We start from the raw sequence: 21,840 nt of genomic DNA, 5'->3' as shown, positions 1-21,840 counted from the left end.
TTGAAGGTCTGAATAAAGGTGCTGCGGCGACGGGCACGAAAAAAGATAAAACAATAAAGAGGATACCCTATGTCACGTATAGATACGGTTGTCTGTACCGACACCAGGAAAACAAAGTATCGTTTTGTCGTTTTAACGATGATTTTCCTGGTGTATGCCATTAATTATGCCGATCGTACGAATATCGGCGCCGTACTGCCGTTTATCATCGATGAGTTTCATATCAACAACTTCGAGGCCGGTGCGATCGCCAGTATGTTCTTTTTGGGATATGCGGTAAGTCAGATCCCGGCCGGTTTTTTCATTGCGAAGCGTGGCACGCGCGGGTTGGTTTCATTATCTATCTTTGGTTTTTCCGCATTTACCTGGTTGATGGGCACCGTCAGCTCGGTCCTGGGCTTAAAACTGGTGCGCCTGGGTCTGGGGTTGAGCGAAGGGCCGTGTCCGGTTGGGCTGGCGTCGACCATCAATAGCTGGTTTCCGCCCAAAGAAAAAGCCACAGCGACGGGCGTGTATATTGCCGCGACGATGTTTGCCCCGATTATCGTTCCACCGCTGGCGGTCTGGATAGCGGTAACCTGGGGTTGGCGCTGGGTCTTCTATTCTTTCGCCATTCCGGGCATTGTGGCAGCCATCGCCTGGTATCTGCTGGTGAAAACCAAACCTTCGGAAAGCCGTTTTGTTTCAGAGAGTGAACTGGCGGAAATTAACGCCAGCCAGGGCGAAAATAATCAAACGCGAGAAAATATTGTCATTGCTGATAAATTTACGTGGCTGGATAAATTCATCCGGGTGAGAAAAATGGCACCCATAGATACGGCGAAAGGATTATTTACGTCGAAGAATATTCTCGGCGATTGTCTGGCTTATTTTATGATGGTCAGCGTGCTGTATGGCCTGTTGACCTGGATTCCGCTTTATCTGGTGAAAGAAAAAGGCTTCGACTTTATGAGTATGGGGCTGGTTGCCAGTATGCCGTGCATTGGAGGATTTGTCGGCGCGATTGGCGGCGGGTATATCTCTGATAAACTACTCGGGCGTCGACGCAAACCGACAATGATTTTTACCGCCGTTTCAACCGTTATAATGATGCTTATCATGCTAAATATTCCGGCAAGCACCGCGGCAGTGTGCGTAGGATTATTTTTTGTCGGCCTGTGTCTGAATATTGGCTGGCCCGCGTTTACCGCTTATGGTATGGCGGTTTCTGATGCTAAAACGTATCCCATTGCCTCCTCTATTATTAATAGCGGCGGTAATCTCGGTGGGTTTGTTTCCCCTATGGTAGCCGGCTTTTTACTTGATAATACCGGCAGCTTTAATTCTGTCTTCACCTATTTTGGTATTTGCGCAGCGATTGGTTTAGTGGTGATTCTGTTTCTTGATGAACCACAATAATAAATCTTTCTCTTATCAATTAATATGACGTAATGTCATGGAGTAAATTTATGTTATTAACAAATAAAGTCGCCATTGTGACTGGCGCGGCTTCCGTTCGCGGTTTAGGTTTCGCGACAGCGAAGTTATTTGCGGAAAATGGCGCAAAGGTTGTAATTATTGATTTAAATAAAGAGGCCAGTGAAGCGGCGGCGAAATCGTTAGGCGATGCGCATCTTGGCCTTGCGGCGAACGTGGCGGACGAAGCGCAGGTCAGTGCTGCAATGGAACAAATTGTGGCGAAATATGGCCGGGTTGATGTGCTAGTTAATAATGCCGGTATTACACAGCCTATTAAATTAATGGATATCAAACGCGAAAATTATGACGCAGTGTTAGATGTCAGCCTGCGCGGCACGCTGCTGATGTCGCAGGCGGTCATTCCGCTAATGCGCGCGCAGAAATCCGGCAGCATTGTCTGCATCTCCTCCGTTTCCGCCCAGCGCGGCGGCGGTATTTTCGGCGGCCCACACTATAGCGCGGCGAAGGCCGGGGTATTAGGACTGGCGCGGGCGATGGCGCGCGAACTGGGGCCGGACAATGTGCGCGTAAACTGCATCACCCCGGGTCTGATCCAGACGGACATCACCGCCGGGAAGCTGACCGATGAAATGACCGCCAACATTCTGGCAGGCATTCCGATGAACCGACTTGGCGACGCCGTCGATATTGCGCGCGCCGCGCTGTTCCTCGGCAGCGATCTCTCCTCCTATTCCACCGGTATTACCCTGGACGTTAACGGCGGCATGTTAATCCATTAAGCGAGGGCACTCTGATGAAGATGACAGAAGTTCAGAAAGTCGCGGCGGCGGCCTGGCGCATTCGGCGCTACGCCCTGCGCATGGGCGAAGTTCAGGGGCAGGGGTATATCGGTCAGGCGCTGGGTTACGCCGATGTGCTGGCGACTGCGTTTAGCCATGCGATGACGTATCGTGCGGAGGAACCGGAATGGGAAGGACGCGATCGCTTCCTGCTTTCCCATGGTCACTATGCCATTGCCTACTATGCGGCGCTGCTGGAGGCGGGGATCATTCCTGAGCCGGAGCTGGAAACCTACGGTTCAGATGACAGCCGTCTGCCGATGTCCGGCATGGCGACGTATACGCCGGGGATGGAGATGTCCGGCGGATCGCTGGGGCAGGGGCTGTCTATTGCAGTAGGCATGGCGCTGGGGCTGAAGCAAAAGCAGAGCGATTCGTGGGTGTATAACTCCATGTCGGATGGCGAACTGGATGAAGGTTCCACTTGGGAAGCCGCAATGTCTGCGGCGCACTACGGGCTGACCAACCTTATCAATATCGTGGATGTTAACAAGCAGCAGGCCGACGGAGACTCACGCAAAATTCTCGGCTTCGAACCGTTACATGAAAAATGGGCGGCTTTCGGCTGGTACGTACAGCGGGTGGACGGTAACGATGTCGCCGCGGTCGTCGAGGCGTTTGATAACGCGAAGAACCATCGCGGCGAACAGCCACGGGTCATTATCTGCGACACGCTGATGGGCAAAGGCGTTCCGTTCCTCGAAACGCGCGATAAAAACCATTTTATTCGCGTTGATGCTGACGAATGGCAGAAAGCCATTGCCGTGCTCGATGCCAACAAACCGGAAGGAGTGCTGTAATGAGCCAGACAACCCCTAAACCCCGTTTAAAAACCTCGGCGATGATCGCCTCCATCGCGGATGAAGGTCAGGCTACCGTTGCCGCGCCGTTTGGCGTCGCTCTGGCAAAGCTGGCGGCGGAGCGGCCAGAGATCGTCGGCATGACGGCTGACCTGTCGAAGTACACCGATCTGCATATTTTCGCTCAGGCCCATCCGGAACGCTTTTTCCAGATGGGGATGGCGGAGCAATTGCTGATGGGCGCCGCAGGCGGTATGGCGAAAGAGGGCTTTATCCCGTTCGCCACCACCTACGCGGTGTTCGCCACTCGCCGCGCCTATGACTTTATCCATCAGGTCATCGCGGAAGAGCATCTTAATGTGAAGATCTGCGCGGCGCTGCCGGGACTGACCACTGGCTACGGTCCCAGCCATCAGGCGACGGAAGATCTGGCGATCATGCGCGGCATCCCTGGCATGACCATCATCGATCCGTGCGATGCGCTGGAAATTGAGCAGGCGGTCCCGGCGATGGCCGACCATAACGGCCCGGTTTATATGCGCTTGCTGCGCGGCAAAGTGCCGCTGGTGTTGGATAAATATGACTACAAGTTTGAGTTGGGGAAAGCGAAGCTGCTGGAGGATGGCAACGATGTGCTGATTATCTCCTCCGGTCTGATGACCATGCGCGCGCTGGAAACCGCGGAAAAACTACGCGCCGATAATATCAGCGCCGCAGTGCTGCACGTCCCGACCATCAAGCCGCTGGATGAGAAAACCCTGGTTGAGCAGGCGTCAAAACCAGGCCGGCTGGTGATCACGGCGGAAAACCACACCTGCATTGGCGGGCTGGGTGAAGCGGTCGCCGCGCTGCTGATGCGTAAAGGCGTGCGTTGCGAACTCGATACCATTGGTCTGCCGGATGAATTTCTGCTGGCCGGGGCGTTGCCAACCCTGCATGACCGTTACGGTATTTCAACGGCGATGATGGTTGATAAAATTAAACATCGCCTGCGTTAAAGGCTTTCGCCGCCGCGTTCTGCGGCGGTACTTTTCACTTTCTGGTTAAGGTTTCCGTGTCGATTAATTCACTCAGAAACCGGTTTGATAAAAACTTCCGCGCCGCCGCGTGACCGTATAAACCTGAGCGATGGGATATTTATGCGCTCTGTCACAAAAACTGCTACACTCCGCCTCTTCATGACATTGTGGTTTTTGTCATTTCCAAATTGTAAGTATCTCCCTGAAAACGACACCGGGAACGGTCGGGGCGGTCCGGAGTAGTTATGTCTTTTGATTCCCTGGGTTTGAACCCTGAAATTCTGCGCGCCATTGCCGAGCAGGGTTACCGTGAACCTACCCCTATTCAGCAGCAGGCGATCCCTGCGGTGCTGGAAGGCCGTGACCTGATGGCGAGCGCGCAGACCGGCACCGGTAAAACCGCTGGCTTCACGCTGCCGTTGTTGCAGCACCTTATTACCCAACAGCCCCATGCCAAGGGCCGTCGTCCGGTACGGGCGCTGATCCTGACGCCCACCCGCGAACTGGCGGCGCAGATTGGCGAGAACGTCCGTGATTACAGTAAGTATCTGAACATTCGTTCGCTGGTGGTCTTCGGCGGCGTGAGCATTAACCCGCAGATGATGAAGCTGCGCGGCGGTGTGGATGTGCTGGTGGCGACGCCGGGCCGTCTGCTGGATCTCGAACACCAGAATGCGGTGAAGCTGGATCAAATTGAAATACTGGTGCTCGACGAAGCTGACCGCATGCTGGATATGGGCTTTATTCACGATATCCGTCGCGTGCTGGCGAAGCTGCCGGCGAAGCGCCAGAACCTGCTGTTCTCTGCGACCTTTTCTGACGACATTAAGGCGCTTGCCGAAAAGCTGCTGCATAACCCGCTGGAGATCGAAGTGGCGCGTCGCAACACCGCCTCTGAGCAGGTGACGCAGCACGTTCATTTCGTCGACAAAAAACGCAAACGCGAACTGCTTTCCCAGATGATCGGCCAGGGGAACTGGCAGCAGGTGCTGGTATTCACCCGCACCAAGCACGGCGCTAACCATCTGGCGGAGCAACTGAATAAAGACGGCATTCGCAGCGCGGCGATCCACGGCAACAAGAGCCAGGGCGCACGTACCCGCGCGCTGGCTGATTTCAAATCCGGCGATATTCGCGTGCTGGTGGCGACCGACATCGCGGCGCGTGGACTGGATATTGAAGAACTGCCGCACGTGGTGAACTATGAACTGCCGAACGTGCCGGAAGATTATGTCCACCGTATCGGGCGTACCGGGCGTGCCGCCGCCACCGGCGAGGCGCTGTCGCTGGTGTGTGTCGATGAACATAAGCTGCTGCGCGATATTGAAAAACTGCTGAAGAAAGAGATCCCGCGCATCACCACGCCGGGTTATGAGCCGGACCCGTCAATCAAAGCGGAGCCCATCCAGAACGGGCGCCAGCAGCGTGGCGGCGGTGGCGGTCGTGGCCGTCAGGGACAAGGTCAGGGAGCGGGCCGTGGGCAACAACCGCGTCGTCAGGACGGCGGCGCGCCGAAAGCCAAACCGCGCAGCGGCGAAGGCAAACCGGCGGGTGATAAGCCGCGTCCGCCGCGCCGCCCGCGCCGGATTACCCCGGCACAGTAATGTCGTAAGCCGGATAAGCGCAATTCACCGCGCTGTCCGGCAGTCCGACCCCCGCGCTTTGAACTCGTGTTGCGAGCGGCTTTCCAGAACCGGTAAAAAAGGTACTGACTGAACCTGAAATGTGCCACAATAGTGGCTGTTTATACAGTGTTTCAGGTTTTCTCATGGCATTAACCGCCGCGCTAAAAGCGCAAATCGCCGCCTGGTATAAGGCGCTTCAGGAACAGATCCCCGACTTTATCCCCCGCGCGCCGCAGCGACAGATGATTGCTGACGTGGCAAAAACGCTGAGTGGCGAAGAAGGGCGGCATCTGGCGATTGAAGCGCCAACCGGGGTGGGGAAAACCCTCTCGTATCTCATTCCCGGTATCGCCATCGCCCGCGAAGAGCAAAAGACGCTGGTGGTCAGTACCGCCAACGTGGCGTTACAGGATCAGATCTACAGTAAAGATCTGCCGCTGCTGCGCAAAATCATTCCCGATCTCCGCTTTACCGCCGCGTTTGGGCGCGGACGCTATGTGTGCCCCCGCAATCTGGCGGCGCTCGCCAGTTCCGAACCCAGTCAGCAGGATTTACTGGCGTTTCTTGAGGACGAACTGACGCCAAACAATCAGGAAGAACAAAAGCGCTGCGCGAAGCTGAAAGCCTCCCTTGACGGCTACCGTTGGGACGGCCTGCGCGATCATACCGATATCGCCATTGATGACGATCTCTGGCGACGCCTGAGTACCGACAAAGCCAGTTGTCTGAACCGCAACTGCCATTATTACCGTGAATGTCCGTTCTTTGTCGCTCGCCGTGAAATTCAGGAAGCGGAAGTGGTAGTGGCTAACCATGCGCTGGTGATGGCGGCGATGGAAAGCGAGGCCGTGTTGCCGGACCCGAAAAACCTGCTGTTGGTGCTGGATGAAGGCCATCACCTGCCGGACGTTGCCCGTGATGCGCTGGAGATGAGCGCAGAAATCACCGCTCCCTGGTATCGGCTTCAGTTGGATTTGTTCACCAAACTGGTGGCGACCTGCATGGAGCAGTTTCGTCCCAAGACCACGCCGCCGCTGGCAAACCCCGAGCGCCTGAACGCCCACTGTGAAGAGCTGTACGAACTTATCGCCTCGTTGAATAACATTCTCAATCTGTATATGCCCGCCGCTCAGGAGGCAGAACATCGCTTCGCGATGGGCGAGCTTCCGGACGAGGTGATGGAGATTTGTCAGCGGCTGGCGAAGCTGACCGAAACGCTGCGCGGGCTGGCTGAACTTTTCATAAACGATCTCAGCGAGAAAACCGGCAGTCACGATGTGGTTCGCCTGCACCGGGTGATTCTGCAGATGAACCGGGCCCTGGGGATGTTCGAAGCGCAAAGTAAGCTGTGGCGGTTGGCTTCGCTGGCGCAGTCTTCCGGCGCGCCAGTCACCAAATGGACGACGCGGGAGGTGCGCGACGGGCAGATCCACGTCTGGTTCCACTGCGTTGGCATCCGGGTAAGCGACCAGCTTGAACGGCTGCTCTGGCGCAGCGTGCCGCATATTATCGTCACCTCCGCCACGCTGCGCTCGCTGAACAGCTTTTCGCGGCTTCAGGAGATGAGCGGTCTGAAGGAAAAAGCGGGAGACCGCTTTGTCGCGCTCGACTCGCCGTTTAACCACGTTGAGCAGGGAAAAATTGTTATTCCGCAGATGCGCTATGAGCCGCTCATTGATAACGAAGAGCAGCACATCGCCGAAATGGCTGCCTATTTTCGTCAGCAGGTCGAAAGCAAAAAGCACCTCGGCATGCTGGTGCTGTTCGCCAGCGGCAGGGCGATGCAACGCTTTCTTGAGTACGTTATCGACCTGCGGTTACTGCTGTTAGTGCAGGGCGATCAGCCACGCTATCGGCTGGTGGAACTGCATCGCAAGCGGGTGGAAGGCGGCGAGCGCAGCGTGCTGGTCGGGCTGCAATCCTTTGCCGAAGGGCTGGACCTGAAAGGCGAATTACTCAGTCAGGTGCATATCCATAAGATCGCCTTTCCGCCCATTGACAGCCCGGTGGTCATTACCGAAGGCGAATGGCTAAAAAGCCTTAATCGTTATCCGTTTGAGGTGCAGAGCTTACCTGCGGCATCGTTTAACCTCATTCAACAGGTCGGTCGTCTGATCCGTAGCCACGGCTGCTGGGGCGAAGTGGTGATTTATGACAAGCGGCTGTTGACCAAAAATTACGGCAAGCGGCTACTGGACGCGCTGCCTGTTTTCCCCATTGAACGCCCGGAGGTGCCGGAAGTAAAAAAACGCCCGGCAAAAGTGGCTGCCGGGCGAAGAAAAAGCATCCGTGCTAAGGGGCGCAGTCCTACTGGTAAGTGAAGGTCACCTGCACAACGCTGCTGAACGTGCCGGCGGTGACGGGCATGGCGGTAGCGTAATAACGCGCCGCCAGCGGAAAGGTGGCCGTGCGGTCGCTGGGGTTGATCACCGCGCTGAACGCGGCCTGGGGGGCGATAAGCATATGGTCCTGGCGGTCCGCGAGTTCAAGCGCCAGTCCTTTGGCGCTACCGATATTGGCGAATTTTGTCGGGTGCGAGCTGTCAGGCTTTCCATAAAAAAAAGCTGTAGCAAGGGTGAGCGATTCCGGGCAATGCGTCACCGTCAGGGAAAAGTCTTTCCATTCACCGGTGTCGCCAATGTCTTTAAAGCTACCGGAAACCGCCTGGCCTAAATCCACCGTCAGATTGCGGCTGGCGCTGTCAACGATGCAGGTATTTGCGAAGATATTACCGTTCATCTGAATCTGAATATCATCCGCGTTAGCCTGCGCGATCACACCCAGGGCAAGAATCAATGCGCTCTTTTTCATCGTGGTCACTTATAGGCGAGGGTAATGGTCGCCACGGTATTGGCAGGACCGGGAGTGACGACCTCGCGGGTCTGCTGGTAGCGCACCTGGAAAGGTATGGTCAATGTTTCGTTGGCGATCGCCTGACTTGCAGTTTCAACATAGCTGTCAAAGGTGGCCAGATGGCCGTCAAAGAGCATCCTGACGCCAATCCCGGTGGCCATTCCTTTCTGCTGCGTCAGTTTCAGAACGCCTTCGAACGCCGATTCATAGCCGTTTGCGCTGGTTATCTTCACCTGCGGCTGAACAGTGCTGTCGCAGTGTACCGTCACGTCAAAGCTTTGCGCGGGGGTAGTCAATGTTCCGACACTCACGAAATCGCTGACCGGAAAATCACCGAGATTAACGGTGAGATTTTTCGGCAACACCGAGCAGGTGACCTCTTTCAGAATGACATTACCGGCATACGAAAGGGTATTGGGATCGCCGATCCCTTCATGAGCATAAATACCGATGCCAAATGTTGTTTGCGCCTGTACCAGCGTACCGGATGCGACTTGATGACTCGTTTTAATCAGTTGAAGCGTCACGTCGAAATTAAATGACTGGTAGCCATCAGAAGAGACATAGGCAATCGGCGTGGCGCGTGAGTCGCACTGTTGCCCGCCAGCACCGCTGATGCGTTGGCCTTTGTCATTCATCAGCGCCACGCCGATACCGGGCACGCCGGAATCGTACACGCCGTTCATTCCGGGAATTTCAGCGCCGGAACCATAATAACAGGAGATAATTTCCAGTCCGCTGTCGTAACGCTCATCGCAGTTACCCGCGACATGTACAGTCTGTTCTGAGCCGGGAATGGTTTCGCCAATGGCGAGCGTAACCGGTACCGAAATCGAAGGCACGTTAATCAGTTTTGGCATGTCCGGCGTGTGGCAGGACGCTTTGGCGTGCGGCATAAACAACCCGGCAGCGGTAAGGATCGCCAGGTAAAAACAATGCTTAATCATATGCATATGTATTGCCTTAATGGTCAGTGACACTGCGCGGCAGCGTTAATGATGCGGGTTTCGTTTTTCTCATCCGTAAGCGCGTAGTCAGCGACGCAGTGCTCGCTGGTATCGTCCCCCCAGGAAACGGCGAGACGTCCATGTTGAGGCAGACCGGAAAGATAGGTTTGTCCGTCAGCGCCGACAATAAATTCGCTGTCCTTATCCCCTGTCGTAACCGTTGCGCCAAAGGGGAGCGGTTTGCCGTTTTGCGTAAGCGTCATTAACACTCTGTTGCCTGTGCGGGTGTTAAAACTGGCGCGAACCACGGCGCCGCGGGTCGGTGTGACAATTTGCGCCGCATGGGTCACGTCGGCATCATCCGGCAATGTTTCGGTATCCAGTGAAATGGTGTTATGACGGTAGGCCGTGACAAACGGAACGACGGTGTAGCCGCGAAAATCCGTTTCTACCCCTGTCTGGTTGGTAATATGCGTGCCATATGCACCTGGCGCTTTCACCAGAGCAATGGTTTCGCCAAGCGGTTGACTCAATGTGATCCCATTGGCATGAGCAACGATGCCTCCTTGCAGTCCCACATTCACCGTACGCTGGTATTTATCCTGACTGACGCCGCCGCTTACTTCGCCATAAGTCGCTTTGTAATCCATATTCATACTGGTTGAACTGCCGCTACCGGTATTGCTCAACCCTTCCTGCAGGCTCCAGTTAAGATTGTCCTCCTGCAGTGCGGTGCCGTTAAGGCCGATATTTTGCGTGGCGCCTGTCCGGGTGTTGTTCAGGTTGTACGTCGCCCATGTGTTGTGCATCCAGCGATCGAGAGGTATGGAAACGCTTAGTGCGAACTGGTTATCGTTCTGGTCGGCGCTTTTATCGTCGCTGTCGCGGGTGTTCTTGTTCATGCTGTAGCTCAGGCTATAGCTTACGCCGTGCCAGCTGTTGTTGTAGCTGACGCTCATTGACGTCATGTCCTGGCGTTGACTCCAGTACGTTTCTTTCACCAGACTGAGCGTAAGCGAACCCCAGCGCTCACCCAGCGTCTGGTCAAGGGTGGCTTCGGTGCGGGCGCGACGCTGCCGGGGAGCGGAGACGTCGTCAGCCTGGGTATAGGATTCCAGGGTGTCTTCGAGGGTATAGAACCCTTTGCTGTTGTAGCGATAGCCCGCCAGTGAGAAGTTGGTGCCGGAACCGACGAAATTTTTGCTGTAACGCACGCGCCAGGATCGGCCTTTATGGGCTTGCTGTTTTTTGAGCAGTGCTTTCGCACGGGTAACATCGACGGAAAACGCCCCTAAATCACCGAGGTTTTTCCCGGCGCCGATGGCCTGCGACTGATAGTGGCTGCTGTGCTGGACCCCGCCATAGGCGGTAACGCCGTAGGGTAAACCGTAAATAGCGCTGCCCTGGGCGAACGGCGTTTTCTCAACGTGACTGTCATAGGAACGATAGCGACCCGCGGTAACGCTGTAACGCAGGTGCTTTTCACGCTGCAGAACCGGTACGGAGGCATAAGGCACGACGAAGTGGTTTTCACTGCCGTCCGTCTCCTGGACCGTGACCTGAAGGTCGCCGCTGCTGCCGGTAGGGTAGAGATCGTTAATCTCAAACGCGCCAGGCGCAACGGTGTTTTGGTAAATGACGTAGCCATTCTGTCGAACGACGACCCGCGCATTGCTGTGGGCGGTGCCGCGAATAATCGGCGCATAGCCTTTTTCGCTGTCGGGCAGCATCTCGTTTTCAGCGTTTAGCTGCGCGCCGGTATACGGCACGCTGTCAAAGACGTCTGCTGGCGAGGAACTTTGTCCGACTGTCAAAGTGCTTTTCAGGGCGACAATATCACGCTGCGCGTAGGTATAGACGGAGGAGAATTTCTCCTGACGATCGTCGCCCGTGGCATTACGGTTCCAGGTGGAATAATTACGCACCCGCCACGCGCCGATATTCAGCCCTGGGCGGAGGTTGATGTATTGGCTGCTATTGTCCTGGCTGTTTTGTTGTCGCGCATGGCTGTGGCTGGCGTTAGCGCTGTAGTTAATCAGACCGGCCGTGATCCCTTCGTCAAAGTCTTTCGGATCGATATAGCCGCGCGGCACCTGTCCCAACGCTGACTGGGGGATGCTGAGTAACAACTGCTGATTGCGTACGCGAAAGGTGGCCGATGCGGCAGGGATAACGCTTAAGTCCGCGCATTTGCTCTCTGTCATAAGCTGAGGATAGGCGTCTGTCTTAATCCCCAGCGTCTTGAGATCATCCAGCGAAAAGCAAGGCTGGAGGGGACGCGTTCCTTTCGCGTGAGTCTGTAAATTGAAGGTGACGTTACGGGTATCGACTTTGCTGTTATTAATAAAAATTGTCACCTGATAGTTGCCAGGCGCCTGGCCGGGACCTTTTTCATAAATCGACAAATCCGTCTTTCCCTGCTGCGGATTATCAATATCCAGTAACGCCGGATTAAAATAATCATCCGCTCTGGTTTGCTGCGCAAAAACTGCCGCCGCCAGTCCACATAGCAGGACCAGCGCGGCAAATAAGCGGCAGGAAAACGGCTTTTGATGACTATACATAATAAATATGGCGCCAGAGGACAACGTTATTAATGCAGGGTCTTAGTGAACGTCTGGCTAATGCTGCCGTAATCAGTGATGATGGAATAGGTTAACGCTGTTCCGTCAGCCTCCGCCGGGAGGGCAAAATGCGTTTCGGCCTCAGGGACCGCCCACGTCGCTTTATTCACTCTGTGGCCGTTCAGCGTCACCTTCTGAAAATTCATATAGAATGGGGTCGGGTTTTTTACCACCGCATCGTTACCTTCGCGACGCCATTCCAGTTTATTGGCGACGTCTTCAGGCTTACCTTTAATGCCTGACGGGCGGTAAAGCAGCTTAATGCGTGTATTAATGGCGATTTGTAGGGTGTTAACCCCTTCAATTCGCTTTGACGATGGGATCGCTTTAATATTCAACCAGTACAGGGACTCGCGGTCTTTCGGTAGATCTCCACCGGTGCGAACGACACGCAGAACATTATCCTCATTGGCATCGAGGCGGAATAAAGGCGGGGTAATTAAAAAGGGGGCTTTAGTCCGATTATTACTGCCAGAATCTACCCAGGACTGTACCAGATAATCCATGCTATCTGGATTTGAAATACCAAGAGAAGATTCCTTTTTTTCTCCCTGATAAACCAGGCGAGTGCCGTTAATAATAACACCCGCATGTGCCGTTGCGGCTACCAGAAAAAGTGTGCTCAGTAAATAACCGTGGCGCATACCTGTTTCTCAACGTAAAGAGAGGAAGCCGCGCAGACGTAACGCGACTCCTCTGGATGGGGAATATCAGTTATAGATAACAGTGAAAGTTGAAACGGAATTAGCCGGACCTGCGGTTATAGCCGCCTGAGTCTGGATATAGCGTGCGGCAAACTCCAGATCGTTGACCGAGCTTCCTGACATTAACGGATATTCGCGGGAAGGCGTGTATAAACTCACCGGTTGCTCAGCCGAATCGAGCAACTGGATGGCCACGCCCGTTGCCGCATCGGCGCCCGGGGTGATTGCCAGCGAGCGATTGTCGTTTGCATCCGGCGTTCCGCCGAAATTAATGGCGGCAGACGTGACAGTCTCCGGACAACCCGTCAGTTGAATATCAAACTTTGTTGCCGTGCTGGTGGAGCCAGCACCGGTAAATACCGTTTTTGACACCTTACCTAACTGCACATTTAACGGGTTGCTCAACCCGTTCACAACCTGACAGGCGGAATCCACGATTTCGCCGGTAAAGTTAATTTGTCCTTCGCCATTGGTTGCGGCAAATGCCGATGCAGAGCATCCAACCGTTGCCGCGAACACTAAGCCTAAAGCCACCTTGTTCATAATCATTCCTGGTAATCTCTGGGTAAAACGTTGCCTGGACGTTGTTACCGATAGTCCTCACTATTGATGCGTTGGATATTTAAGCAGAATGAGGGGCAGGAAGATTGTGCTGAGATAATCACAAATATTTGAACTTGTGCTTGCATTTGTAGAACTTTTTCAAAAACAGATGATTGGGCAGCGCGATAAAAAGCTATCAGCCGTCTCTGGTTAAGGGCTATATTGTTAAAAAAATGTCACAGGGGAGACATCATGGATTATCGCAGCATCATTAAAGAGATAGGCCGGGGGAAAAATCACGCCCGCGATCTGGATCAGGACACGGCGCGCGGCCTGTATAGTCGGATGCTAAACGGCGAAGTGCCTGAGCTGGAAATGGGCGGTATTCTGATCGCGCTGCGCATCAAAGGGGAAGGTGAGGCGGAAATGCGCGGATTCTATGAGGCCATGCAGCATCATACGATTACGCTCACCCCGCCCGTTGCGAAACCGATGCCGATTGTTATTCCCAGTTATAACGGCGCGCGTAAACAGGCCAATCTGACGCCGCTGCTGGCGATACTGTTGCATAAACTGGGCTTCCCGGTGGTGGTTCACGGCGTCAGTGAAGATCCCACGCGTGTCCTGACGGAAACGATTTTCGAACTGATGGGCATTCCGCCGACGCGTCATGCCGGGCAGGCGCAGGCAAAACTGGATGGTCACCAGCCCGTATTTATTCCGGTAGGGGCGCTGTGCCCGCCGCTGGAAACGCAGCTGGCGATGCGCTGGCGCTTAGGCGTTCGCAACAGCGCGCATACTCTTGCCAAGCTGGCAACGCCGTTCGCTGAAGACGCCGCGTTGCGTCTTTCCAGCGTCTCCCATCCCGAATATGTCCCCCGTGTGGCGAAGTTCTTCAGCGACATCGGCGGTCGCGGCCTGTTGATGCACGGTACGGAAGGGGAAGTGTATGCGAATCCGCAGCGCTGTCCGCAAATCAGCCTGATAGACGGCAGCGGCATTCGGGTGTTGCAGGAGCGCCAAAGCGATATCCCGGACGCGCCGGTGCCGCTGCCTGCGGCAAAAGATCCGCAAACTACCGCGCGCTGGATCGAACGTTGTCTTGCCGGAAGTGAACCGGTTCCGGCGTCAATAAAGCGCCAGATGGCGTGCTGTCTGGTGGCGACCGCTGAAGTTGAAACGCTGGAAGAAGGCCTGGCTCGGGTGAATCAGTCGTTTTAAGCGACGGCGAAAACGGATAAAAAAAAGCCCGTTCAGTGGCGGACGGGCAAACAAGGGTAACAATGGTTCAATGAGGGTTGGAGCAGTGTGTCTGTCGGCAAACAGACGGGGTGAAATTATTTATAGATAACAGCGGTGCCGCTCATTTTGTTGTTGTTGGTGGCGGAGGTAATGCTGTATCCGCTGGCGCCCGCAGCGGTCGCTTTTTCAGCCAGTTTCGCTTCCAGGCCGTCCAGCGTGGTTGCGCCATCCGCAGACACTACACCGATTTTATTCATGCTTTGCGCCTGTGCAGCAGTAACGGGTTCGGCCGCGAAGGCGCCAAAAGAGAGTGTGGACAGGGCAACAGCAGCAATAGCGTATTTGATGTTTTTCATTATTAATCTCTCGCAGGTTATTCTTTAAGGAAGACGATGTTCCGTCGATGTGATGAGTATCACGGTTTTTGGCGAGAGAGAAAATCGAATAGAATTGACCGCCTTCATCAAATAAATTGAATGAAAAATAACTTATTGATTATTAATTAATTCATGGCATGAATTTACGCTTCTTCGCAGTCGGCTTTACAGTAGCGTGTTTAACGGCACGTTTTGCCACGCAGACTGCGTTTTAACATGAGTGTAAGCGAAACGGCAAATTCTACAGATCCAGGTAAAGAAAAGTCAGCGTAACTGGCTGTCTTTGGAGCCTCTGCGATTATATCCTGCATATGTTGCATTATGTAAATCTTTCTCCCGTTGACAGGCGAGGCATAGCCGCACGCCGGGTATCGCCTGGCGTCGTGCTTCAGGGATGGGATCACCGCATTCTGCACATTCATACAGACTATCACCACGCGGAATTTCACCGCGTACGCGGGCAACGGCATCTTCAATCGTACTGTTGATCTGTTCGTTTACGGCGTCATCATTAGCCCAACCGGAGGCCATAGCGTGTTCTCCTTATGATAGATGGATAATTAAGTATAACGGGTCTGCGGATTCGCAGGGTATCAGCCCGAAAGACGCATGCGCCATCGGGCCGGAGGAGATAAAAGGAAGGTTATTTATAGATCGTGGCCGTGCCATACATCTGATTTTTACCGCCTGCGGAATTAACGACGAAGCCGGTTGCGCCTTGCTCCTTCGCTTTTTCCGCCAGTTTGTCTTCCAGTTCGCTCAGGTTGGTTGCGCCGGTGGCGGAAACGGTGCCCGATGCGCGCAACTGTCCGGCATCCGGACTGCTCAGAGGCTGTGCGGCTGACGCCGCGGACGCTATACCGGCAAACGCGGTGGCGAGGAGGAAGGCGAGGCATTTTTTCATGATGCGCTCCTTGGTGAAACAACGTGTTGTGCCTCCTAAGTGTAGGTCGCCACAGTCGCGGCAACAGCGGAAAAAATTGATGAAGATATGCTCAATTTTTGAACGATAATAATTGACGTATTTTTACAAATCAATAACATACATCATGCTGATTTTCTGAGGATTTGAGCGCAGCCCGTCACAGGACGACGCTGATCAGGTCATTTGAACGGGTTTTCGCTTTGCACAGGTTTACCACATTGCGTTATGCGGGTATCTTACGCCGCTGTTAAAAGGAGAAAGCTATGGCCCCCCAGAAACCGGGATTACACCCGCGTAACCGTCACCACAGTCGCTACGATCTGACCGCGCTCTGTAAAGTCACGCCTGAGCTGACGCAGTTTCTGACCCGAACACCCGCAGGCGAACAAAGCGTCGATTTCGCCAATCCGCAGGCGGTCAAAGCGTTGAATAAAGCGCTGTTGGCCCATTACTACGGGGTGGCGAACTGGGATATCCCTGACGGTTTTTTATGCCCACCGGTACCGGGACGGGCGGATTACATCCATCACCTGGCCGATCTGCTGGCTGAAACCACGGGCAGCGTTCCCTCATCGGCCACGCTGCTTGATATCGGCGTGGGGGCAAACTGTATTTATCCGCTGATTGGCGTTCATGAATACGGCTGGCGCTTTACCGGTAGCGAGACCAACGATCGCGCCTTTGCCAGCGCACAGGCGATTATCAACGGCAACCCCGGACTGACGCGCGCAATACGTTTGCGTCGGCAGAAAACCGCTTCGGCTGTCTTTAACGGCGTTATCCATAAAAACGAGCAATACGATGCGACGCTGTGCAATCCACCGTTTCATGACTCTGCCGCCGCCGCGCGTGCGGGTAGCGAGCGTAAACGGCGTAACCTGGGGCAGGATAAAGACGACGCGCTGAACTTTGGCGGCCAGCAGCAGGAGCTGTGGTGTGAGGGAGGCGAAGTGGCGTTTATTAAAACCATGATTGCCGAAAGCCGGGCTTTTGGACGCCAGGTGATGTGGTTTACCACACTGGTGTCACGGGGGGAAAATCTGCCGCCGCTGTATCGGGCGCTGACGGATGTCGGCGCCGTCAGGGTGGTGAAAAAAGAGATGGCCCAGGGCAATAAGCAGAGTCGCTTTATCGCCTGGACCTTTATGGACGATGACCAGCGCCGCCGTTTTAACGCGCGTCAACGCTAAAGCGTCGGGGCGTTTGGCGGTAGCGGCGTGGAAGCGGTTTCTGCCGCCGGCGACATCGTCGGCGCAGGCAGGACCTGATACGTCTGCACCGGTGGGCGCACCCCGGCCAGGTCGAAATGTTTTTTCACCTGGCTGTCCAGCGCGAAGCGGACCGTCCACTGTTTTAGCGGCAGGGTCGTGAACGACACGCGCAGGGTAAAGGCGGTGTTGGTCAGCCCTACGATACCGGCAAAGGTCGGCTCACCGATGATCAGGCCCCGCACCTCCTCATTTTCCATCACCGCGTTAACCGCGTCTTTCAACGCCTGATTGGCTTTGTCGGCATCTTCCTGACGGTCCACGTCGTAGTTCGCCACCACCGAACCAATGCCGCGCACAAAGTTGGCGAAGGTCGTGATCGAGGACCAGGGAATAATATGATATGCCCCGGTGTCCTGCCGCACGCCAACCGAACGAATTGACATCCGCTCAACCGTTCCGGTCAGCGGCCCGATGGTGACCAGATCGCCGGTATTCATGCCATTTTCGAACTGGATAAACACGCCGGTAATAATATCTTTGACCAGCGTTTGCGACCCGAACGAAATCGCCAGTCCCAGCGCGCCGGCGCCTGCCAGCAGCGGAGCGATATTCACCCCGATCTCCGAAAGCACAATCATAATGGTGATGGTGCTGATGATCACCGCCAGCGCATTGCGAAACAGCGTCAGCAGCGTGCGGGTGCGCGCACTGGGTAACGGACGACCATGAATATCGGAGGCCAGACGGTTTTCGATTAGGCTGGCGAGAACGGTCCAGCCCACCGCCGAGAAGAACAGGATCAGCGCGATACGGATCAGGATATCCACCGTCTTTTCACCCGCGCCGTTGTGCAGCCAGTTCCAGAAGTCGAACAGTCCCCAGGCATTCAGCAACAGCATGATGGCGACGCACACCGTCAGGAAACGCGCCACTTTAAGCGCGGTGGACAGCCAGCCGTTCAGGCGCTTTTGCAGTTCAGGATAATTTCGCTGCGTGTGTGGAGAGAGGGTAATGGTTTTGGCGATCCAGCGAGAGAACATCCCCGACACGAAAGCGGCAATGGCGATGATGGCCAGACTGCGCACCGTTGCGCCCATCATAAATTTCAGGCTGTTCCCCGGATCGAACAGCGAAAAGAAAAACAGGACGATGAAATAGGCGCTTGCCAGCCAGTGCCACACCAGCGCAAAAGCGCGAATAAACAGGCTAAAAAAGGCCAGCGAACGATCGGCCAGGTTCAGCAGATGCCCGGTGATATCCTTTTTATTATGAAAGATCAGATACAGCGCCCACAGCGTTATGCACAGCATGATCGCCACGTTCGCCATCGCGCCGACCTGCACGTTGACCTGATTAGAAATAATGGGAACGGCGACGATCAGCCCATAGCCAATCAAACTGCTCAACGAGCTTAACCGGCGGTTCCAGTACCGGGCATTGCTGTCCTGAATTGAAAACGGACGCAGCTCCGCCACTTTCGGGCAGAAGATCAGACGCAGTATCGCTTTAAAAAACTCAATCAGGGCAAAGGCATTGAGAAACAGACTCTGCTGAAACGCAATGGTGCGGCTTCCGGCGTTTAGCCTGTCGCTCAGTAACTGCCCGACAAATAGCGTCAGCGCCAGCAGTAGCAGATCGATAATAAAAGCCCCGACGATCATCGCCGGAAGCTGAAGCCAGTTGCGGCGCTCACGATTTTTCTTCCGCGCCCAGTTACCCATTTTGCGATACAGCGGAAGCGCGCACCGACGAATCAGCCAGTAAAAGCTGAACACGGCGACCGCCAGCATCAGGAAGTGGGTGAGGGCGTTGGTGAACGTCTGGCTGTTAAAGGGTTTATGCGGTGCGTCGGTGATATTACGATAAAGCTGGGCGAAGCGCCCGGCGAAGGCCGCACCGTAGCGATGACTGATGTCGGTGATATTCTCCAGCACCGTTTTTTCTTCCACAACGGCAGGAGGAACGATTTTGGGGGGGGACTCAGGCGCGGATGTTGTGGCGGCGCTGCGCAACTGGCCAATGAGTTCCTTGCGCGACGCCTCATTTTCCAGCACATCGGCCAGAGCGGCATAAGCCGCTTTTTTTTGTTCAATGTCCGGCTCGGGCGCGGGCGTAGTTTTAGCATCTGCCGCCGGGCTGGCGGTCACGCCGGGAATCGTCACCGCATGGGCGGGCGCCCCCGCCAGACAAATGAGGACAAACAGGATCCACCGCATGACTCCTCCAATGAGAAAATTGTGCAAAACAATAAGTATAGTTGCTGGAGGGATGAGGTTTGGATTTGGGAGGAGTCGTAGAAAACCTCCCCTTCGGCGCGAAAGGGAGGCGAATCGTCAGGAAACGTGCTGCAAAAATTCCTGTAGACGCTGACTTGGCGGGTTTTCAATCAGCGCCTGCGGATTGCCGTCTTCGGCAATCCGGCCTTTGTCAATGAAGATAAGACGCGAGGCCACTTTTTCGGCAAAGCCGATTTCATGGGTTACGATGACCATGGTCATGCCTTCTTCCGCCAGATCCTGCATGACTTTCAGAACCTCGTGGCGCAACTCGGGGTCAAGCGCAGAGGTCGGCTCATCAAACAGCATCATTTTCGGCTTAACCGCCAGGGCGCGGGCAATCGCCACACGCTGCTGCTGCCCGCCTGAAAGCTCAGACGGATAGTGGTGCGCGCGTTCGGCAAGGCCGACCTTCGCCAACAGCGCTTTCGCCTGTTTTTCCGCCTCTTCTTTACGGGTGCCGCGCACGCGCAGCGGGCCGAACATGACGTTTTCCAGGGCGGTCAGATGAGGAAACAGGTAAAACTGCTGGAATACCATTCCCGCTTCCTGGCGAATCAGACGCTCGTCTACCTTCGGATCGTTGACCTTCAGGCCGTCAACGATCAGATCGCCGGAGGTGATCTCCTCCAGTTTATTAATGCAGCGTAACAGCGTGGATTTTCCGGAGCCTGACGGCCCGATAATCACCACCACTTCGCCCTGTTTGATGTTCAGATCGATATTATGCAGCACCTGGGTTGGGCCAAAGTGCTTGGAGACGTTTTTAAATTCAATCACAGGATTTTCATCCTTCTTTCCAGACTACGAAGCACGATGTTCAGAACCTGCGTGATGATGAGGTAAATCACGCCGACAGCGGTCCAGATTTCCAGCGCGCGGAAGTTGCCGGCGATGATCTCCTGGCCGCTGCGGGTCAGCTCAGCCGCCCCAATCACGATGAACAGCGAGGTGTCTTTAATGCTGATAATTAACTGGTTGCCAAGCGATGGCAGCATGCGGCGCAGCGCCAGCGGCATAATCACGTGACGAATGGTTTCGCGACGTGAAAGCCCGAGCGCCAGCCCAGCTTCGCTGAACCCTTTGTGGATCGACAAGACCGAACCGCGGGTAATTTCCGCGATGTACGCGCCGGAGTTAATCATGATGGTGATTACCGCCGCGCTAAAGGTGTCGATGCGCAGGTCCGGGAAGGCCATCGGCAGGGCGAAGTAGATGTACATCACCTGCACGACGATAGGCGTGCCGCGAATGATTTCGATAAACACAAGGGCGACGTGATTGGCGATCCAGCCGCCGTAAGTACGGGCTAACCCCGCCAGCAGGCCAATGACGATCCCCCCGGCGAGGCCGAGGATCGAGATCCACAGGGTCATTTTGGCGCCCTGAAGCAGGATCGGAATGGCGGGCCAGATGGCGCTCCAGTCAAACTGCATATGTTATTCCTGTTACCGTGGTGAAAATAGCCGATCGTACGATGGCTAAAAGTGTAGGCCCGGCAAACGCTGCCGGGCGTTACAGAGCCTGGCTCTCAGGCTGTTTTATTTCGGTTCAGTACCGAACCATTTTTTGTAAATTTCGTTGTAAGTGCCGTTCTCACGCAGGGTTTTAAGCGCGCCGTTCACTTTTTCACGCAGATCGTCACTGCCTTTCGGGAACGCGATACCGTACTGCTGCGCTTCCAGAGACTCACCGACCGCCTTGAACTGGCCGTTGCCGGCGGTTTTGATGAAATAGAGGATGTTTGGCGTGTCGTGCAGAACCGCGTCCGCGCGATTGGTGCCCAGCTCCATATAGGCGTTATCGATATTCGGGAACTGGCGCAGATCTTTGGTTTTGATGTTCGCTTTCGCGTAGTCAACGGAGCCGGTGCCGCTCTTCACCGCCAGCACTTTACCGTCCAGATCATTCACGCTTTTCACATCGTTGTTATTCGCTTTCACCATCACTAACAGGCCGCTTTTGTAGTAGCCGTCAGAGAAATCGATCGCTTTTTTACGCTCGTCGGTAATGGTGATGCCCGCCAGCGCCAGGTCGACGTTGCGGGTTTGCAGTGCCGGGATAATGCCGCTGAAATCCATCGGCTTCAGTTGATAGTCCAGCTTCAGCTCTTTCGCGACGGCAGCCCACAGATCCACATCAAAGCCAACGTATTTGTCACCTTGTTTGAATTCAAACGGAACGAACGCGGTGTCAGTCGCCACAATCAGTTTTTTTTCCGCCGCGTGAGAAGAGACGGCAAAAGCCAGGGTAAGTGCTGCCAGTGAAACGTTTAATAAAGACTTCATAGCATTTCCTTTTTTATCCACGGGGCGATCCCCTGCAAGAACAGTAAGCGTAATGAAAGATTCGTGCCAGTTTTGCAACCCCTTGTTTTAACAAGAGGCCGCAACGCAAGTTTGCACACGCAGCGTGGCAAGTGTCGCTTTTTGCACC

Annotated in this window: 20 protein-coding genes; 8 read left to right on the top strand and 12 right to left on the bottom strand. The window is 54.9% G+C overall.

The genetic code is table 11. From position 1 onward, the window contains the following. Positions 1-69 precede the first annotated feature (69 nt). The 6 genes from APU02_RS09450 (at position 70) to dinG (ending at position 8,023) form a co-directional block, all read left to right on the top strand. Positions 70-1,398 (top strand): MFS transporter, encoded by a 1,329-nt coding sequence (locus APU02_RS09450; RefSeq protein ID WP_060569915.1) that lies wholly within the window; start codon positions 70-72, stop codon positions 1,396-1,398. 50 nt (positions 1,399-1,448) lie between these two features. Further along, complete coding sequence (locus tag APU02_RS09445; RefSeq protein ID WP_060569914.1) at positions 1,449-2,198, top strand: SDR family NAD(P)-dependent oxidoreductase; 750 nt, start codon at positions 1,449-1,451, stop codon at positions 2,196-2,198. A 14-nt stretch (positions 2,199-2,212) separates the two neighbouring features. Continuing rightward, the gene (locus APU02_RS09440; protein ID WP_060569913.1) at positions 2,213-3,058 is read left to right on the top strand and encodes a transketolase; all 846 of its coding nucleotides are present in this window, start codon (positions 2,213-2,215) and stop codon (positions 3,056-3,058) included. Continuing rightward, positions 3,058-4,056 carry a transketolase family protein gene (locus APU02_RS09435; protein ID WP_042285083.1) on the top strand — a complete coding sequence of 333 codons (999 nt, stop codon included), beginning with the start codon at positions 3,058-3,060 and terminating at the stop codon, positions 4,054-4,056. Before APU02_RS09440 ends, APU02_RS09435 begins: the two co-directional genes overlap by 1 nt. Positions 4,057-4,322: 266 nt before the next feature. Beyond that, a complete protein-coding gene (rhlE, locus tag APU02_RS09430) occupies positions 4,323-5,681 on the top strand; it encodes an ATP-dependent RNA helicase RhlE (RefSeq protein ID WP_042285081.1) in 1,359 nt (452 codons plus the stop codon). A 164-nt stretch (positions 5,682-5,845) separates the two neighbouring features. Further along, positions 5,846-8,023 carry an ATP-dependent DNA helicase DinG gene (gene dinG / locus APU02_RS09425; RefSeq protein WP_060569912.1) on the top strand — a complete coding sequence of 726 codons (2,178 nt, stop codon included), beginning with the start codon at positions 5,846-5,848 and terminating at the stop codon, positions 8,021-8,023. Here the strand turns inward: dinG and APU02_RS09420 are convergent. The 5 genes from APU02_RS09420 to APU02_RS09400 form a co-directional block, all read right to left on the bottom strand. After that, the gene (locus APU02_RS09420; protein WP_042285076.1) at positions 8,010-8,513 is read right to left on the bottom strand and encodes a fimbrial protein; all 504 of its coding nucleotides are present in this window, start codon (positions 8,511-8,513) and stop codon (positions 8,010-8,012) included. The two genes, dinG and APU02_RS09420, sit on opposite strands and share 14 nt — an antisense overlap. Positions 8,514-8,518: 5 nt before the next feature. After that, positions 8,519-9,508: a fimbrial protein gene (locus APU02_RS09415; RefSeq protein WP_060569911.1), complete on the bottom strand. Its 990-nt coding sequence runs from the start codon at positions 9,506-9,508 to the stop codon at positions 8,519-8,521. A gap of 17 nt (positions 9,509-9,525) precedes the next feature. Next, positions 9,526-12,066 (bottom strand): fimbria/pilus outer membrane usher protein, encoded by a 2,541-nt coding sequence (locus tag APU02_RS09410; protein WP_082636808.1) that lies wholly within the window; start codon positions 12,064-12,066, stop codon positions 9,526-9,528. Positions 12,067-12,095: 29 nt separating this feature from the next. Further along, the gene (locus tag APU02_RS09405) at positions 12,096-12,770 is read right to left on the bottom strand and encodes a molecular chaperone (protein WP_060569910.1); all 675 of its coding nucleotides are present in this window, start codon (positions 12,768-12,770) and stop codon (positions 12,096-12,098) included. A 66-nt stretch (positions 12,771-12,836) separates the two neighbouring features. Then, on the bottom strand, positions 12,837-13,373 hold the full coding sequence (locus tag APU02_RS09400; protein ID WP_060569909.1) for a fimbrial protein: 537 nt from the start codon (positions 13,371-13,373) through the stop codon (positions 12,837-12,839). A gap of 252 nt (positions 13,374-13,625) precedes the next feature. Here APU02_RS09400 and ybiB point away from each other — a divergent pair, with 252 nt between their 5' ends. After that, positions 13,626-14,594, top strand: a complete 969-nt coding sequence (gene ybiB / locus APU02_RS09395; RefSeq protein WP_060569908.1) for a DNA-binding protein YbiB — start codon at positions 13,626-13,628, stop codon at positions 14,592-14,594. A gap of 116 nt (positions 14,595-14,710) precedes the next feature. Here the strand turns inward: ybiB and ybiJ are convergent, their stop codons facing one another. The 3 genes from ybiJ to mcbA all read right to left on the bottom strand — a co-directional run bounded on the left by ybiJ (position 14,711) and on the right by mcbA (position 15,896). Then, complete coding sequence (ybiJ, locus tag APU02_RS09390) at positions 14,711-14,971, bottom strand: DUF1471 family protein YbiJ (RefSeq protein WP_042285065.1); 261 nt, start codon at positions 14,969-14,971, stop codon at positions 14,711-14,713. A 285-nt stretch (positions 14,972-15,256) separates the two neighbouring features. Beyond that, a complete protein-coding gene (locus APU02_RS09385) occupies positions 15,257-15,523 on the bottom strand; it encodes a DksA/TraR family C4-type zinc finger protein (RefSeq protein ID WP_042285063.1) in 267 nt (88 codons plus the stop codon). A gap of 112 nt (positions 15,524-15,635) precedes the next feature. Next, positions 15,636-15,896 carry a DUF1471 family periplasmic protein McbA gene (mcbA, locus tag APU02_RS09380; protein ID WP_042285061.1) on the bottom strand — a complete coding sequence of 87 codons (261 nt, stop codon included), beginning with the start codon at positions 15,894-15,896 and terminating at the stop codon, positions 15,636-15,638. Positions 15,897-16,180: 284 nt separating this feature from the next. On the opposite strand from mcbA, the gene rlmF reads away from it, so the two are divergent. Then, positions 16,181-17,107: a 23S rRNA (adenine(1618)-N(6))-methyltransferase RlmF gene (gene rlmF / locus APU02_RS09375; protein WP_042285059.1), complete on the top strand. Its 927-nt coding sequence runs from the start codon at positions 16,181-16,183 to the stop codon at positions 17,105-17,107. Here the strand turns inward: rlmF and ybiO are convergent. The 4 genes from ybiO to glnH form a co-directional block, all read right to left on the bottom strand. Further along, on the bottom strand, positions 17,104-19,344 hold the full coding sequence (ybiO, locus tag APU02_RS09370; RefSeq protein WP_060569907.1) for a mechanosensitive channel protein: 2,241 nt from the start codon (positions 19,342-19,344) through the stop codon (positions 17,104-17,106). The two genes, rlmF and ybiO, sit on opposite strands and share 4 nt — an antisense overlap. Positions 19,345-19,461: 117 nt before the next feature. Further along, on the bottom strand, positions 19,462-20,184 hold the full coding sequence (gene glnQ, locus APU02_RS09365; protein ID WP_042285053.1) for a glutamine ABC transporter ATP-binding protein GlnQ: 723 nt from the start codon (positions 20,182-20,184) through the stop codon (positions 19,462-19,464). Continuing rightward, the gene (gene glnP / locus APU02_RS09360; RefSeq protein WP_042285051.1) at positions 20,181-20,840 is read right to left on the bottom strand and encodes a glutamine ABC transporter permease GlnP; all 660 of its coding nucleotides are present in this window, start codon (positions 20,838-20,840) and stop codon (positions 20,181-20,183) included. The genes glnQ and glnP overlap by 4 nt, the downstream gene beginning before the upstream one ends. Before the next feature lie 105 nt (positions 20,841-20,945). Continuing rightward, a complete protein-coding gene (gene glnH / locus APU02_RS09355; RefSeq protein ID WP_060569906.1) occupies positions 20,946-21,692 on the bottom strand; it encodes a glutamine ABC transporter substrate-binding protein GlnH in 747 nt (248 codons plus the stop codon). Positions 21,693-21,840: the final 148 nt, after the last annotated feature.

It is taken from the genome of Citrobacter sp. 50677481 (assembly GCF_001463265.1).
In the GTDB taxonomy this organism is placed as follows: Bacteria; Pseudomonadota; Gammaproteobacteria; order Enterobacterales; family Enterobacteriaceae; genus Citrobacter_A; species Citrobacter_A sedlakii.
This window is presented reverse-complemented; position numbering and strand designations above follow the sequence as displayed.

Bases quoted from the DNA above. Each gene is read 5' to 3' on its own strand.
- APU02_RS09450 (WP_060569915.1), top strand. From the start codon at position 70: ATGTCACGTATAGATACGGTTGTCTGTACCGACACCAGGAAAACAAAG.
- APU02_RS09445 (WP_060569914.1), top strand. From the start codon at position 1,449: ATGTTATTAACAAATAAAGTCGCCATTGTGACTGGCGCGGCTTCCGTT.
- APU02_RS09440 (WP_060569913.1), top strand. From the start codon at position 2,213: ATGAAGATGACAGAAGTTCAGAAAGTCGCGGCGGCGGCCTGGCGCATT.
- APU02_RS09435 (WP_042285083.1), top strand. From the start codon at position 3,058: ATGAGCCAGACAACCCCTAAACCCCGTTTAAAAACCTCGGCGATGATC.
- rhlE (WP_042285081.1), top strand. From the start codon at position 4,323: ATGTCTTTTGATTCCCTGGGTTTGAACCCTGAAATTCTGCGCGCCATT.
- dinG (WP_060569912.1), top strand. From the start codon at position 5,846: ATGGCATTAACCGCCGCGCTAAAAGCGCAAATCGCCGCCTGGTATAAG.
- APU02_RS09420 (WP_042285076.1), bottom strand. From the start codon at position 8,513: ATGAAAAAGAGCGCATTGATTCTTGCCCTGGGTGTGATCGCGCAGGCT.
- APU02_RS09415 (WP_060569911.1), bottom strand. From the start codon at position 9,508: ATGCATATGATTAAGCATTGTTTTTACCTGGCGATCCTTACCGCTGCC.
- APU02_RS09410 (WP_082636808.1), bottom strand. From the start codon at position 12,066: ATGTATAGTCATCAAAAGCCGTTTTCCTGCCGCTTATTTGCCGCGCTG.
- APU02_RS09405 (WP_060569910.1), bottom strand. From the start codon at position 12,770: ATGCGCCACGGTTATTTACTGAGCACACTTTTTCTGGTAGCCGCAACG.
- APU02_RS09400 (WP_060569909.1), bottom strand. From the start codon at position 13,373: ATGAACAAGGTGGCTTTAGGCTTAGTGTTCGCGGCAACGGTTGGATGC.
- ybiB (WP_060569908.1), top strand. From the start codon at position 13,626: ATGGATTATCGCAGCATCATTAAAGAGATAGGCCGGGGGAAAAATCAC.
- ybiJ (WP_042285065.1), bottom strand. From the start codon at position 14,971: ATGAAAAACATCAAATACGCTATTGCTGCTGTTGCCCTGTCCACACTC.
- APU02_RS09385 (WP_042285063.1), bottom strand. From the start codon at position 15,523: ATGGCCTCCGGTTGGGCTAATGATGACGCCGTAAACGAACAGATCAAC.
- mcbA (WP_042285061.1), bottom strand. From the start codon at position 15,896: ATGAAAAAATGCCTCGCCTTCCTCCTCGCCACCGCGTTTGCCGGTATA.
- rlmF (WP_042285059.1), top strand. From the start codon at position 16,181: ATGGCCCCCCAGAAACCGGGATTACACCCGCGTAACCGTCACCACAGT.
- ybiO (WP_060569907.1), bottom strand. From the start codon at position 19,344: ATGCGGTGGATCCTGTTTGTCCTCATTTGTCTGGCGGGGGCGCCCGCC.
- glnP (WP_042285051.1), bottom strand. From the start codon at position 20,840: ATGCAGTTTGACTGGAGCGCCATCTGGCCCGCCATTCCGATCCTGCTT.
- glnH (WP_060569906.1), bottom strand. From the start codon at position 21,692: ATGAAGTCTTTATTAAACGTTTCACTGGCAGCACTTACCCTGGCTTTT.